At 43.8% G+C, this 13,361-nt stretch carries 11 protein-coding genes; 5 read left to right on the plus strand and 6 right to left on the minus strand.

What is annotated here, in order from left to right; all coding sequences use genetic code 11:
- The coding region (locus LYNGBM3L_RS35145) for a beta strand repeat-containing protein (protein WP_052308485.1) at positions 1-2,868 on the plus strand (2,868 nt) is incomplete at its 5' end.
- Between the two features lie 299 nt (positions 2,869-3,167).
- On the plus strand, positions 3,168-5,810 hold the full coding sequence (locus tag LYNGBM3L_RS30080) for a CHAT domain-containing protein (RefSeq protein ID WP_063747955.1): 2,643 nt from the start codon (positions 3,168-3,170) through the stop codon (positions 5,808-5,810).
- Between the two features lie 112 nt (positions 5,811-5,922).
- On the opposite strand, the gene LYNGBM3L_RS30085 is transcribed toward LYNGBM3L_RS30080, so the two are convergent.
- The gene (locus LYNGBM3L_RS30085) at positions 5,923-6,345 is read right to left on the minus strand and encodes a type II toxin-antitoxin system VapC family toxin (RefSeq protein ID WP_008190319.1); all 423 of its coding nucleotides are present in this window, start codon (positions 6,343-6,345) and stop codon (positions 5,923-5,925) included.
- Complete coding sequence (locus tag LYNGBM3L_RS30090; protein WP_008190321.1) at positions 6,345-6,590, minus strand: FitA-like ribbon-helix-helix domain-containing protein; 246 nt, start codon at positions 6,588-6,590, stop codon at positions 6,345-6,347. The genes LYNGBM3L_RS30085 and LYNGBM3L_RS30090 overlap by 1 nt, the downstream gene beginning before the upstream one ends.
- 378 nt (positions 6,591-6,968) lie before the next feature.
- On the opposite strand from LYNGBM3L_RS30090, the gene LYNGBM3L_RS30095 reads away from it, so the two are divergent.
- The 3 genes from LYNGBM3L_RS30095 (at position 6,969) to LYNGBM3L_RS44635 (ending at position 8,608) form a co-directional block, all read left to right on the plus strand.
- Complete coding sequence (locus LYNGBM3L_RS30095; RefSeq protein ID WP_008190322.1) at positions 6,969-7,829, plus strand: RNA-guided endonuclease InsQ/TnpB family protein; 861 nt, start codon at positions 6,969-6,971, stop codon at positions 7,827-7,829.
- 40 nt (positions 7,830-7,869) lie between these two features.
- On the plus strand, positions 7,870-8,286 hold the full coding sequence (locus tag LYNGBM3L_RS49115; protein WP_008190323.1) for an RNA-guided endonuclease InsQ/TnpB family protein: 417 nt from the start codon (positions 7,870-7,872) through the stop codon (positions 8,284-8,286).
- 157 nt (positions 8,287-8,443) lie between these two features.
- Positions 8,444-8,608 (plus strand): hypothetical protein, encoded by a 165-nt coding sequence (locus LYNGBM3L_RS44635; protein ID WP_008190324.1) that lies wholly within the window; start codon positions 8,444-8,446, stop codon positions 8,606-8,608.
- Between the two features lie 762 nt (positions 8,609-9,370).
- Here LYNGBM3L_RS44635 and LYNGBM3L_RS30105 read toward each other — a convergent pair.
- The 4 genes from LYNGBM3L_RS30105 to LYNGBM3L_RS30120 form a co-directional block, all read right to left on the minus strand.
- The gene (locus LYNGBM3L_RS30105) at positions 9,371-9,739 is read right to left on the minus strand and encodes a YccF domain-containing protein (protein ID WP_008190325.1); all 369 of its coding nucleotides are present in this window, start codon (positions 9,737-9,739) and stop codon (positions 9,371-9,373) included.
- 177 nt (positions 9,740-9,916) lie between these two features.
- Entirely contained in the window at positions 9,917-10,774 is an 858-nt protein-coding gene (locus LYNGBM3L_RS30110; RefSeq protein WP_008190326.1) for an alpha/beta fold hydrolase, read from the minus strand.
- A gap of 198 nt (positions 10,775-10,972) precedes the next feature.
- The gene (locus LYNGBM3L_RS30115) at positions 10,973-11,344 is read right to left on the minus strand and encodes a DUF433 domain-containing protein (protein WP_008190327.1); all 372 of its coding nucleotides are present in this window, start codon (positions 11,342-11,344) and stop codon (positions 10,973-10,975) included.
- 55 nt (positions 11,345-11,399) lie between these two features.
- Positions 11,400-13,103, minus strand: a complete 1,704-nt coding sequence (locus LYNGBM3L_RS30120) for an ABC-ATPase domain-containing protein (protein ID WP_008190329.1) — start codon at positions 13,101-13,103, stop codon at positions 11,400-11,402.
- Between the last annotated feature and the right edge of the window lie 258 nt (positions 13,104-13,361).

The raw sequence follows: 13,361 nt of genomic DNA on the forward strand, positions 1-13,361 counted from the left end.
GCTAACTTATTTTTGATAAATCCCAACGGTATTTTCTTTGGTCCTAATAGCAGACTGGATGTGGGAGGTTCATTTTTTGGAAGTACTGCTGATAGTGTGTTGTTTGACAATAGTTTTAAATTCAGCGCCACCAACCCAGATGCTCCACCTCTGTTAACGATTAAGGGGCCTCTTGGTTTGCAATATGGTTCTAATCCAGGGACTATTACTAATCAGTTGAGTTTCTTACGGGTACCAGATGGTCAAACCTTAGGGCTGATTGGTGGTGATGTGAATATTCCTGGTGGCTTTAATATTGCATTGGATGGACGGATTGAGCTGGGGAGTGTTGGTGCTAATGGTGTGGTGAAATTGACCCCAACGGATACGAGTTTTGTATTGGATTATTCAGGAGTTCAAGCATATAAGGATATTAGTTTGTCCGACGGTGCTAGAGTCGTTACCACTGGGGAAAGTGGTGGGAGTATACAGGTGCAGGGGGGTAATGTGAGTTTACGCGATCGCTCTGATGTATTTGCGAATACTATCGGAAGTCAGAATGGCGGTGGGATAGTTGTTCGGGCTTCTCAGCTCAGTCTTAAGGATGGTTCTAGGATAATTGCGAATGTATTTGGCTTAGGACAGGGGGGAGATTTGAGTATTACCACTGGGGAGTTAATTGTCTCTGATGGAGCATTTGTTTCAGCTAGCACTGTTGCTGAAGGGGACGGGGGAGATTTGACTGTGAATGCTTCCTCTACTGTTGAACTTAGCAGCGACTTGTTTGCTGTAACTTTTGGGACAGGAAATGCGGGTAATTTAAGTATTACCACTGGGCAGTTAATTGTCAAAGATGGAGCAATTGTTTCAGCTAGCACTTTTGGTGAAGGGGACAGCGGAAATTTGACTGTGGATGCCGACTCTATTCAACTGATTGGTACCTCAGCCGATGATCGGGTTCGCAGCGGCTTGCTTGCTCAAACTAATGAGATAGCAACAGGAAATGCGGGAGATGTAAAGATTACCACTGGGGAGTTAATCGTTTCTGATGGAGCAAGAGTTTCAGCTAGCGCTTTTGGTGAAGGGGATGGCGGAAATTTGACTGTGGATGCCGACTCTACTGTTCAACTGATTGGTACCTCAGCCGATGGTCGGAGCAGCAGCTTGGTTGCTCAAACTGAAGGGAAAGGAAATGCGGGAGATGTAAAGATTACCACTGAGGAGTTAATCGTCTCTGATGGAGCAGAAGTTTCAGCTAGCACTTTTGGTGAAGGGGATGGTGGAAATTTGACTGTGAATGCCTCTTCTACTGTTAAAGTGATTGGTACCTCAGCCGATGGTCCATTTGGGAGCGGCTTGTTTGCTCAAGCTAATCCAAACTCAAAAGGAAATGCCGGAAATTTGAGTATTACTACTGGGCAGTTAATAGTCAAAGATGGAGCACAAGTTTCAGCTAGCACAAGGGGTGAAGGGAACGGGGGAACCTTAAGTATAGATGCCTCCTCTACTGTTCAACTAATTGGTACAACAGCCGATGGTAGGATTAGCAGCGGCTTGTTTGCTCAAACTGAAGGGAAAGGAAAAGCGGGAGATGTGAATATTGCCACTGGGGAGTTAATCGTCTCTGATGGAGCACAAGTTTTAGCTATCACTGTTGATGAAGGGGACGGAGGGAACTTGATTGTGGATGCCGACTCTACTGTTCAACTGATTGGTACCTCAGCCGATGGTCGGATTGTCAGCGGCTTGTTTGCTCAAGTTAATCCAGGCTCAAAAGGAAATGCCGGAAATTTGAGTATTACCACTGGGCAGTTAAGTGTCGAAGATGGAGCAAGAGTTTCAGCTGCCACTTTTGGTGAAGGGAATGGGGGAAATTTGACTGTCAATGCCTCTGAATCTGTTCAACTCATTGGTACTGGTACCTCTGCCGATGGTGAGTTTCCCAGCGGCTTATTTATTCAAGCTAATCGGGAAGCAACAGGAAATGCCGGAGATTTGTTGAATATTACCACTGACAAGTTAATAATCTCTGATGGAGCAGAAGTTAGCGCTAGAAGCATTAACAAGGATAGTTCAGCAGGCACGGTAGATATTAATGCCAACTCCATCTTCCTTGACAACAATGGCAGGATCACAGCAGAAACAGCAGGAGGAGACGACAGCAATATTAAACTCTTTTCCCGTGACATCCGACTCCTCAACGAAAGCAAAATTATAACTGAAGCTCAGAATACAACCACTGGGGGAAAGATAGAAATTAAGACTGATACCTTAGTCGGTCTGGGAGATAGTGACATCATTGCCGATGCTGACCAAGGCTCAGGAGGTCGTGTTGAAATTAACGCCAAAGGCATCTTTGGCTTAGAGTTTCGCGACCGTCTCACTCCAGACAATGACATTACTTCCACCTCCGAACGTGGCTCATCCTTCAACGGTGAGGTAATCCTCAACATCTCCCAGGTAGACCCCACTTCAGGCTTAAACGAATTGCCAGGAATCCTGGTGGATGCAGAAGCGATCCTGGCCAATGACCTTTGTGGCTTTGAGAATGATCGCATTGCTGGGGGCAGTTCCTTTACCATTATCGGAAAAGGCGGTTTACCACCCACTCCAGAAGATCCAGTGATTAATGCCCACAGAACAGTGAGGTGGAGAACTCGTCCTAGGTTAGCCAGCAACAGACAACCATTACAAGCCCAAGCATCCGTCAGACCCCGTCAAGACAAAAAAGTGATTATCGAAGCCCAAGGCTGGGTAATAGCAAAGGATGGCACGATTATTCTGACTGCGCAACCATTTAACGGAACTCCTGTGGAGCAGATATTGCCCAATCTTGATTGTCATTCGGGAAGGGGGAATAGGGAACAGGGAACAGGGAATAGGGAATAGGGAGTAGGGAGTAGGGAGTAGGGAAGAGTAATATATAGCAATTCTCTTTCCCATGAGGTACAAAGGGATCCCCCTAAATCCCCCTTAAAAAGGGGGACTTTGAGATTGATAAGTGTACCTCCTACATGCAATAAAACCTATATAATTTTTATTTAAGTTGTGAACATACTCTCTTAAAGAAAGGCAAGAGGCAAGAGTTAATAAACTATTATTATAGTACTATTCCCGATTCTAAATTCTAAATTCTAAATTCTAAATTCTAAATTTTAAATTCTAAATTCTAAATTCCCTTAATTATTATGAAAAAACTATCATTTATAATTGCTATCGCATTAACCTGCTTCCTACCATCCGGGAAAGCCTTATCAAACTCTGTTGTCATCACACCCAATTCCCGACTCCCGACTCCCGATTCCCGATTCCCGATTCCCGATTCCCGATTCCCGTTCCCCTCCTGGGAGGGGTTAGGGGTGGGTTCCGATTCCCGATTCCCGATTCCCGATTCCCCAGACCAACAAGCCCAACACCTCTATGAAACAGGTCAATATCAAGAGGCGATACCGTTGTTGGAGCAACTTATTAGTAACTACACCGACAGTGGCGACCTTATTGGTGAAATTAATTCCTTAGTAAATCTAGCGTTAGTTTATCAAACCTTGGGAGACCTAGACCAAGCTAAACAAACACTATCCCAGAGTTTTACTAAACTATCACAACTTCCCAATACTAAGGAAAGTCAACAATTAAGAGCCCAAACTTTAGAAGTCCAAGGACAAATATACTTATCTCTAGGTCAGGGGTCAAAAGCCTTATCGACTTGGCAGGAAACTAGTGCTATTTACCAAGATATCGGAGATTTAACTAGATTAACAGAAAGTCAGATTTACCAAGTCCAAGCCTTGCGAGTATTAGGATTATATCATCAAGCCACTAAAACCTTAACTCAAATCCAGGAAACTCTCCAAGACCAACCCGATAGCGCCCTGAAAAGTACCGCCCTCCAATACCTAGGTGATGTGCTGCGCCGAGTAGGTAAATTCAAAGACTCTAAAGCAATTTTACAACAAAGTTTAGCGATAGCGGAAAACTTACGAGATCAGACCTTGATTGCTGATAATCTGATCAGTTTGGGCAATACCGCTAGATTAAAAGGAGACACAGCAGACGCTTTAGAGTTCTATCAACGGGTTGTGGAGGAATCTCCCTTAGCTGATATGAAAATTCAAGGGCAATTAAATCAACTGAGTATAGTGATAGCTCAACAAGAGTGGTCACAAGCCAGAGAATTATTGCCTGCTATCGACAATAGTTTAACTAAATTATCTCCCAGTAAAGCTGCAATTTATGCTAGAATTAATCTAGCTAAAACCCTATTAAAACCGACAACATCACAACTCACATCTCCCAAAGATATTGCTACTTATCTCGCTGATGCTATTAAGCTAGCTAGGAATTTAGGAGATAAACGAGCGGAAGCGGAAGCAATCGGTAACTTGGGGACTTTATACGAATACAATCAACGTCTTGATGAAGCGGAAGACTTAACCGAAAAAGCGTTACTAATTTCTCAAGAAATCCAGGCTCCGGATTTAGCTTATCAATGGCAATGGCAACTGGGGAGAATTCTGAATCTAAAACAGGATAAATTGGACGCGATTGACCAAAGGTCACGCTCCGCGATCGCGGCCTATGCTCAATCCGTGCAAACCCTCCAATCTATCCGTAGCGACCTAGTCGCGATTAGTAGCGATATTCAATTTGGGTTTCGAGAGAGTGTTGAACCAGTCTACCGAGAATTAGTAGGACTACTGCTGGAACCGAATGCATCTCAAGAAAACCTCAAACAAGCACGAGATGTAATTGAATCCCTACAACTAGCAGAACTAGACAACTTCTTTCGGGATGCTTGTCTAGATGCTAAACCTGTTAATCTCGACGAAATAGACCCCAACGCCGCTATATTCTATACCATTATCTTGCCAGACCGCCTGGAAGTAATTGTCACTTTGCCCGGACAACCCCTGCGCCAGATTACTACTAACTTACCTCAACCAGAAATCGAACAACAACTGGCTTCGGTAAACATCAATATTATTAATTCTTGGCGAGGTCTGAGAAAGGACAACTTACAAACAATACACGACTGGTTAATCGGTCCGATTGAAGCGGAACTAGCCAAGAGTAACATCCGCACTCTAGTATTTATCCCCGACGGAGCCCTGCGCAATATTCCGATGTCCGTGCTTTATGACGGGGAACGCTATTCCATCGAGAAATACAGTATTGCGGTAGCACCTAGTTTACAACTAATCGACTCTCAACCTTTAGTCAGACAAAACGTTTCGGCTCTCACTGCTGGACTAACCGAAGCTCGTCCCCATCTTCCATTACCTCCACTTCCTGGGGTGAAGGTGGAATTAGAGAATATCAAGGGTCAAGTTCCCTCATTGATTTTACTCAATGAGTCCTTTACTGAATCCAACTTCAATACAGTAGTTAATAGCTCTGGTTACGAAATTGTTCATCTCGCCACTCATGGTCAAGTTAGTTCAGTAGCGGAAGAAACCTTTCTGCTGACCTGGGATGACGTGATCAATCTCAATGAGTTAAATACTCTGATCTCAGCGGATCAAAAGCAAGAAAATCCGATTGAATTACTCGTCCTCAGTGCTTGTACGACCGCCGTGGGAGACTCCCGAGCAGCGTTGGGATTAGCTGGTATCGCCGTGCGTGGGGGGGCACGCAGTACCATTGCCAGTCTCTGGACTGCGGACGATCTTGCTACTACAGAGTTAATGACTCGGTTCTATCAGAGGTTAGCCACAGGCCAGGTTACCAAGGCTGAAGCTTTGCGACAAGCTCAACTGGAGCTGTTGCAGAGCGAGGCATTTAATCACCCCATTTACTGGTCGGCTTTTATTTTGCTGGGAAATTGGTTGTGAAAAGTAGGGAGTAGGGGGTAGGGAGTAGGGAGTAGGGTGCGTTAATAACGCACCAAGCCAAGGATAAAGATGCTCTGGGGTGATATCTTTACAACAAGAAGGACAAGTCAACTTAGTAATTACCCAAGTAGTCAATGAATGGTAAATTCCCACTAACTGCATTATACAAGCGCAGATCTGCCGTGATGAACTTAGCTGCCATTGCCTCTGCTAAGGCTAGATAGAGGGCATCATAGACAGTCCGGTCAAAAACTGCTCCCAAACTATAGGCTCTGGGTAAAATAGATTCTGTCTCTACTGTTGGCAGAGATAGTGCTAGTAGGTGGGCAATGAGACTATTTCCCTCTTGCTCAGTAATCAAACCCACTCTTTGTCTTTTCCAGATGATATTTCCGACTTCTGCTAGGATCAGTTGTGGCGCAATCAAATCTACTCTGGATAACTCCCAATGTTTACGGACAGCCAGAGCCTGTTTGGTTAATGGCTCCACAAACAACCACTTAGCAACAACGCTACTATCAATCACCAACAGCATTAACGGCTCCGGTCCTGATTAATTTGCTCCACTGAATCAGGCATGACACCGACTCGGGTAAAGATTGTTTCTCTAGTGCGATCAATTGCTTCGAGAACCTGTGTTGAAGGTCGCTGGGAGAGTCCCACAGACCGCTCCAATAACACCAGAATCTGTTGATTCACAGAACGGCGTTCTCGGGCAGCCATTGCTTTGATTTTTTGGTAAAGCTCTTCAGGAATATCTCGTAGACTTAAATTGGTCATGGTTTTCCCTAATGTTTACACTATCATGATAGCATAGTAGTAGAAAACCAACCCATGGGAGTGGGATGCTCTTTCAGAGCCACTACGCGATCGCGCTCATCGTCTAACCTACGTTATAAGCATCCCGAAAGCCGAAAACCCCGTGTCTTTAGACCGGGTTAGAATTTACCGCAAGAATAGTGGAGCCAATGAGCGTCGGCAGGTTATGAGTAAAAGTTTGAAGGTTTTTGTAATAAGGCGACCCTATTCTAAGGTTTCGTCTCCGGGATGAAGGCTCGCAGTGGCAAAGCGCCACCCTTCAAGAAATATAGCAAAAATACTTTTCAAATTGCGCTAGGGCTGCTAGCATAATAATATACCAGAAGAGGTCGAATTCTGATGATTATACTTGAGTTTAAGGCATACGGAAACAAGTCACAGTATCAATCAATAGACGAAGCTATCCGAACTATGAAGTTCGTAAGAAATAGCTGCCTCCGCCTATGGATGGATAATAAAGGGTTGAACAAATACGACCTCAATAAATATTGCAAAACCTTGGCTAAAAATTTCCCGTTTGCCAATGAATTAAACTCAACGGCCAGACAGGCTGCGGCTGAGAGAGCATGGTCATCAATATCTCGTTTCTTTGATAACTGCAAAAAGAAAGTTCCTGGGAAAAAGGGTTTTCCTAATTTTCAGAAAAATTGCCGATCAGTTGAGTACAAGCAATCAGGGTGGAAGATATCCCCTGATCAGAAATCTATAACCTTCACTGACAAGAAGGGAATTGGAAAGCTTAAACTTAAAGGTACGTGGGACTTGTGGCGCTTTGATAAGAAGCAAATCAAACGAGTTCGCATAGTAAAAAGAGCTGATGGCTATTATGTTCAGTTCTGTGTTTCTGTCGAAGTAAAGGAACAATTAGTCCCTGCTGACGCGACTGTCGGTCTAGATGTAGGGCTAAAAGACTTTTACACTGATTCCAGAGGAAAAACTGAACCAAATCCCCGCTTTTACAGAACTGGGGAGAAAAGATTAAAATTTTACCAACGTCGGGTTTCCCGAAAAAAGAAAGGCTCAACCAATCGTAGAAAAGCGGTTAATAGGCTAGGTAGGCAACACCTTAAAATAAGTAGGCAACGTGAAGAACATGCCAAGAGACTGGTTAGAAGTTACCGCAAGAAGAGTGCAGCCTTTATAGTTGGTAGGCTATGCATCAAAGGTGGCAGGTTTTGTTGTAAGGCTGCACTCTTCTAAGGTTTCGTCTCCGGCACGTTGCGTAGTTCGGTCTAACGACTTGATAGCTTACGAAGATTTAAGGGTCAAAAACCTGGTTAAAAACCACTGTCTTGCTAAGTCTATTAACGATGCAGGTTGGTATCAGTTTAGGAAATGGTTAGAACACTTCGGAACTAAATTCGGTAGAGTTACCGTAGCAGTAAACCCTGCCTATACTAGTCAGAATTGTTCGGGCTGCGGAGAGGTAGTAAAGAAATCACTATCTACTAGGACTCATACCTGTCGTTGTGGCTGTGAATTAGACCGTGACCACAATGCCGCAATCAACATCCTAAACAGAGCCTTGGGTACGGTGGGGCACACCGGAACCTGGATCATTGATTCGAACGCTTCAGGAGATTTGGCCTCTACTGTTCTTGGCTTCGGCCAGGCTCAGCAAGTCGAGTCAATGATTGAAGAATCCCCGCGTCTTTAGACCGGGGAGTGTCAAGGGCAGTATCTCAATATATAGCACTATAGCGCTTTTTATCCTCATGAGGTACACATATTTTTTTACCTCTTCCCTCTTCCCTCTTCCCATATCCGCTGCTCCCTGCTCCCTGCTCCCTGCCTCATAAGGGTAGGTTTTTTACATGACAGGTCAAACAGGGAGTGTGGGAAGTGTGGGAGGTGTGGGAAGTGTGGGGGGAGAAGCTCAAGTAAACAGAAAAGCACAGAAAAAAATAGAAAATAATATAAACAATCAGAAGAGAACAGAAGAGAACAGAAGAGAAGAAGTGGTTATTTTTTTTGTGTAAGGGCGATTGGGTCAGATCTGATCGAAGGGTTTATGGGGAGATGAGGAGATGGAAAGAATTATCCCGGAAATTATTGTATAATATAATACATAGTTTTCGGAATTTCTACGTAATTAAAGTACCTACTCGCTCATTTGTAAAAAACCTACCCTTGTAAGCTGCTCCCTGCTCCCTAAAACCAAAAAAATTGTACCTTACTAGATTAAAAACCGCTATACACATTAAGGTTAGGACATTCCTAAATTGCGAAACGTAAGTCTAAGCTGACTTCTGACTTCTGACTTCTGACTTCTGACTTGCGCGTAGGTCAATGTAGTGTAAAAAAAAATCCCAATTAAAGTAGGGTGGGCAAAGTAATATTATCTAGAATACTCATTTGAACCAAACTGTTTTTGCCCACCCTACAAGCCTGTTCCCTTTGCTAGAGTATCTCAATATATCACTTCGGCTTTGTAAGCATCACGCGCCAAAAAACAAAAGCAATTAAAGATGTATAACCTAATACTGTTAGCCACTCCTGCAAAGTGCCGATACCAAATAAAACTGTGTTATCCATAAATACAAAAGTATTGAATATAAAATTTAGTTAACCATTCAGCCGTCAGCTGTCAGCCGTCAGCTGATAATAAACCCAGCGTAGCGTGCTTATCGCACAAACGGAATAATTTAATAGTTCGAGATTAATCATAATTTAAAGTCTGGATAAAAGCCCATCAAAGCATATACTGATAGCTGATAGCTGATAACTGATAGCTTACAAATTTAGCGCAATTCTCTTCCGAAGGGAAATAGAGACAGGGGAATTAATTTAAAATGCTGTTGGGCAAAGGGAATACCAATAATCGTAATGGCTAAAATTAGCCCTGATACCAAATGAGCCACAGCAATCTCCCAGCCAAAGGCGATCAACCAGATAATGTTAAAAATCATATTGAGGAGGCTACCAGCCTCTGAAGTTTCCTCAATTGTTCTGCCAAATGGTGCCAGAGTAGCGATGCCCAACTTTATAGCCTGTATTCCAAAGGGGATGCCAATAATAGTCAGACAAATCCCTAATCCACCGATAATGTAACCGGCACCAACAACTAAACCGCCGAAAATTAACCAGATAATGTTTCCTAAAAGGCTCATGACTCTATTTTATTAATTCCCTTGGTGCTACTTAACTATACCAGTTAATGGGATAAAGGACTTCGTCCTAGGTTTGAGGGAGTAGGGAGTAGGGAGTAGGGAGTAGGGAATAGGGGTAATAAAATTAAATGGTCTAATCCTGAAACATCACAGCAAAAAGCTCAGAGCAAACAGTGATCAGTCAACGTCACAGGGCTTTTGCTGTTGCTCTTCCAAAAACAGCTCTACAGCCCGATTAAACTCTTCCGGCTCTACTAAAAATGGCCAATGATTCCCATAAACTTGACGAATAGTTAGATTTTTGAGATAAGTTTTATAGGGTTTTAGCTGTCCATCGGAGCGATTAAGACCATTTTCTGGTACTATCAATACCGTAGGAATATCAATGATTTCCGTTAGTCCTGCTACGCGCATCACGTCTTCAAAAATCTCATTTCTGGCCTGAACCACAAATTTACTGCCCCAACTGCCATCAGGTTTAGGTTCAATGCTGGCTTGAAAGACGTTTTGCTGAAAGGGACTCCAGCCCCGGTATTGTTTTAATTGTTTAGCTTGTGCTTCCGCTTGCTCATAACTGACAAAGGGTCCCATAGCTTTTACAAAAGGCAAGACACGGAACAGTATGGGAAACAGAACCTTAAACCACATCGGAATTTTCCCGATGAAAAAGGGATCCACCAAAATTAGGCTGCGTAATCGCGATGGATTTTGCTTAGCCCAGATCGGAACTAATTTACCAGTCCAGGAGTGACCGAGGATATGAGCACTAGACCATCCTAGGTGATCCATTAAGGCTTCTAAATCCGCGATGTGATCATCAAAGGTATAGCCAAGATCCGGCTTGCTACTTTCCCCATGACCGCGCAGATCTGGAGCAACGATATGATACTTTGGGGCAAGGTAATCCCCGAGGCTAGACCACACTAGGGCATGGTCTGCTAATCCATGTAAGAGTAACAAGGGAGTTTGGCCTTGGTTCCATTCTAGGTAAGACAGTTGGATCTTTGGTAAGTCTAAGGTTTGACGTATGGGCATGATGGGATGATTGCGATTAAGCCATGGTACAGGCTTTCTTATTAGGTAAGCATTCAGCCGTCAGCTATCAGCGAACAGCGATTAGCGCTACGCGCACGCTACTTGAGCTGCTATCAGGCGCTTTAACTGCACGGGATCGGATGAGTAAAACCAGCAGGGATTTTCAACCAGTCGTACCAGCACCCCCTAGTTTGTTTACTACCTTCCGTTGATTAGCTGACGGCTGACAGCTGATAGCTGAATGCTTACCTTATTAGCTTCTTGTTCCGCTTTTAATTTTCGTAATCTAACTATACCTGGAGGAGGGTTTAGTTCTTGAGCTTTATGTTGCTGATGACTCCATTCCAGCCAGTCATAAATATATTGGCTGACAACTTCTTTGTTATTTAAGTAGTAAAGAATTGTAGCATAAACTTGTTCTAAGGTAATGGTGTAAAAACAGTTAAGAATTTCTTCTGGAGTACGATTACGATAAATGTACTCATACAGCACATTTTCAATGCCCACTCGGGTTCCTTTGATGCGAATATCATCAGGAGCCATAAAATCAAAATAGTCTTCTATTTTCATCAGTTCAATAATTGATAATTGATAATTTAAAAAGGACTGTTGATCCGGATTCCCCTCAAAGTACTGACAGGGTCCGCAATCGATTCAGCGCTGCTGCTAATTCCAAGGGGCGGAATTGAACTAAATCCCCTTCAGGAAAGAACGTTAGTACATCGAATCCTTCTTCTTCAATATCCCTCATCACCAGAGCTAAAATTTCCGATAGGGTCAACCGTTCATCGATATAATGCTCTTTAGCATAAACAAGAGCTTTGGAAATTGCTCTTAACTGACCTACTTCTACAATCTGCTCAACAGCAGATAAATCAATATTTTCTGCACCAAACCCTACTTCATCTACATCTCGGACTTTCAATTTTACGGCTTTGCGTCCACGACTGGGGTCAATCCCATGGGCTAATGGTACTCGTGGGGTAATAGTGCCAAAGTGTTTCCCGCCTTCAGCGCTGCGTTCGGTAAAGTATTTTTCGGCAATTAACTGAGCCTTTTCCGTGACATCCTGGGGTTGGAAGTTGTCCATGGCAATGACCGTATCGGCTACATCAAAGTAATCTCCACTGCCTCCCATGACTAATATAGTAGAGACACCATACTCGGTATAGAGCTGTTGGACTTTATCAATAAATGGTGTAATCGGTTCTTTATCTTTAGCAATCAGCTCCTGCATACGGCGATCGCGAATCATAAAGTTAGTTGCTGCTGTGTCTTCGTCTACCAACAGTAACTCGGTACCGGCCTCCAGTGCTTCCATAATATTTGCGGCCTGGGAGGTGCTACCACTAGCATTGGTGGTGGAAAATTTTTCAGTGGAGCGACCTTGAGGTAATTGATTAATAAATGGGGAAATATCTACACCAGAAATCCCCCGACCATCTTCAGCCCGAATCTTGACGGCGGTGGGATTGGTGACTACTAATTCCCGTCCATCTCCAGGAATATGATTGTAAACTCCTAATTCAATGGCTTTGAGCACTGTGGACTTGCCATGATAGCCACCTCCTACAATCAAGGTGATCCCTTCTGGGATTCCCATACCGGTAATTAATCCTCGATTGGGACAAGTGAATGCGACTTGAAGTGTCTTGGGAGATTGAAATGCGATCGCATCCTCTTGTAATGGTTTGTCATCCACCCCACTGGAGCGTGGCAAAATAGCACCGTTAGGAATAAAGGCAACTAATTCACGGGGTCCGAGCTGTTGACGCAGCCAATCGGCATCTTCCACTGTTTCTACATGATGCTTAATCTCAGCTGGATCGAGGACTTCATACTTGATGGATTGGTCAATAATATCAGGGATATCTTGGCATAGCATTTCTGCGGCCTGACGCCCAGAAATCCGACGACCACGAGCTGGTAATCCTACCACAAACCGGATTTCTACCCCTTGATCACTAACCAAAGCGGAGGTGCGCTCCAGCACGGATTGTCCGACACGGGTAATGGCAATCAAGCCACTATTCCCAGTACCCCGCCGACAGCTCATTTCCCCAGCTACCCAATCAAATGAGCGAGTTAGATAATCTTCTAGGGCAATGGCTCGGCTGTCAGTTCGATAAAGCTCACTGGGGAAACCAGCCACTGACTGGGGTAAGTACACGCGCACTTGGCTAGGAGAGGCAAAGGGGTCTCCCTGAACCCTGTCAATCACTAGAGTGAAATCTGGAAACTGATAGCTGCCCTTGATATCTCTGTAGGATTTGTAGCTGCGGTCATCGAGTTGTAGGAGTAAAGACTCCAATTGATTGCTAGTGGCCATAATTGCAAGCAGAAAATTGCTTGTTAATTGTCAATGGTTACTACCAACTTGTCAATTAACAAGGGATTAATGACTGTTGACTGTTGACTGTTGAGTACCCTGATGACTATTGAGTAATGACTTAAGCTATCAGCTATCAGCTATCAGCTATTAGCTATCAGCTATCAGCTATCAGCTATCAGCTATCAGCTATCAGCTATCAGCTATTAGCTATCAGCTATCAGCTATTAGCTATTAGCTTATGGGCTACGCCCACGC

It is taken from the genome of Moorena producens 3L, assembly GCF_000211815.1.
Taxonomy (GTDB): domain Bacteria; phylum Cyanobacteriota; class Cyanobacteriia; order Cyanobacteriales; family Coleofasciculaceae; genus Moorena; species Moorena producens.

Coding starts and splice junctions, on each gene's coding strand:
- LYNGBM3L_RS30080 (WP_063747955.1), top strand. CDS start 3,168: ATGAAAAAACTATCATTTATAATTGCTATCGCATTAACCTGCTTCCTA.
- LYNGBM3L_RS30120 (WP_008190329.1), bottom strand. CDS start 13,103: ATGGCCACTAGCAATCAATTGGAGTCTTTACTCCTACAACTCGATGAC.
- LYNGBM3L_RS30105 (WP_008190325.1), bottom strand. CDS start 9,739: ATGAGCCTTTTAGGAAACATTATCTGGTTAATTTTCGGCGGTTTAGTT.
- LYNGBM3L_RS30090 (WP_008190321.1), bottom strand. CDS start 6,590: ATGACCAATTTAAGTCTACGAGATATTCCTGAAGAGCTTTACCAAAAA.
- LYNGBM3L_RS30115 (WP_008190327.1), bottom strand. CDS start 11,344: ATGAAAATAGAAGACTATTTTGATTTTATGGCTCCTGATGATATTCGC.
- LYNGBM3L_RS30095 (WP_008190322.1), top strand. CDS start 6,969: ATGATTATACTTGAGTTTAAGGCATACGGAAACAAGTCACAGTATCAA.
- LYNGBM3L_RS30110 (WP_008190326.1), bottom strand. CDS start 10,774: ATGCCCATACGTCAAACCTTAGACTTACCAAAGATCCAACTGTCTTAC.
- LYNGBM3L_RS44635 (WP_008190324.1), top strand. CDS start 8,444: ATGACAGGTCAAACAGGGAGTGTGGGAAGTGTGGGAGGTGTGGGAAGT.
- LYNGBM3L_RS30085 (WP_008190319.1), bottom strand. CDS start 6,345: ATGCTGTTGGTGATTGATAGTAGCGTTGTTGCTAAGTGGTTGTTTGTG.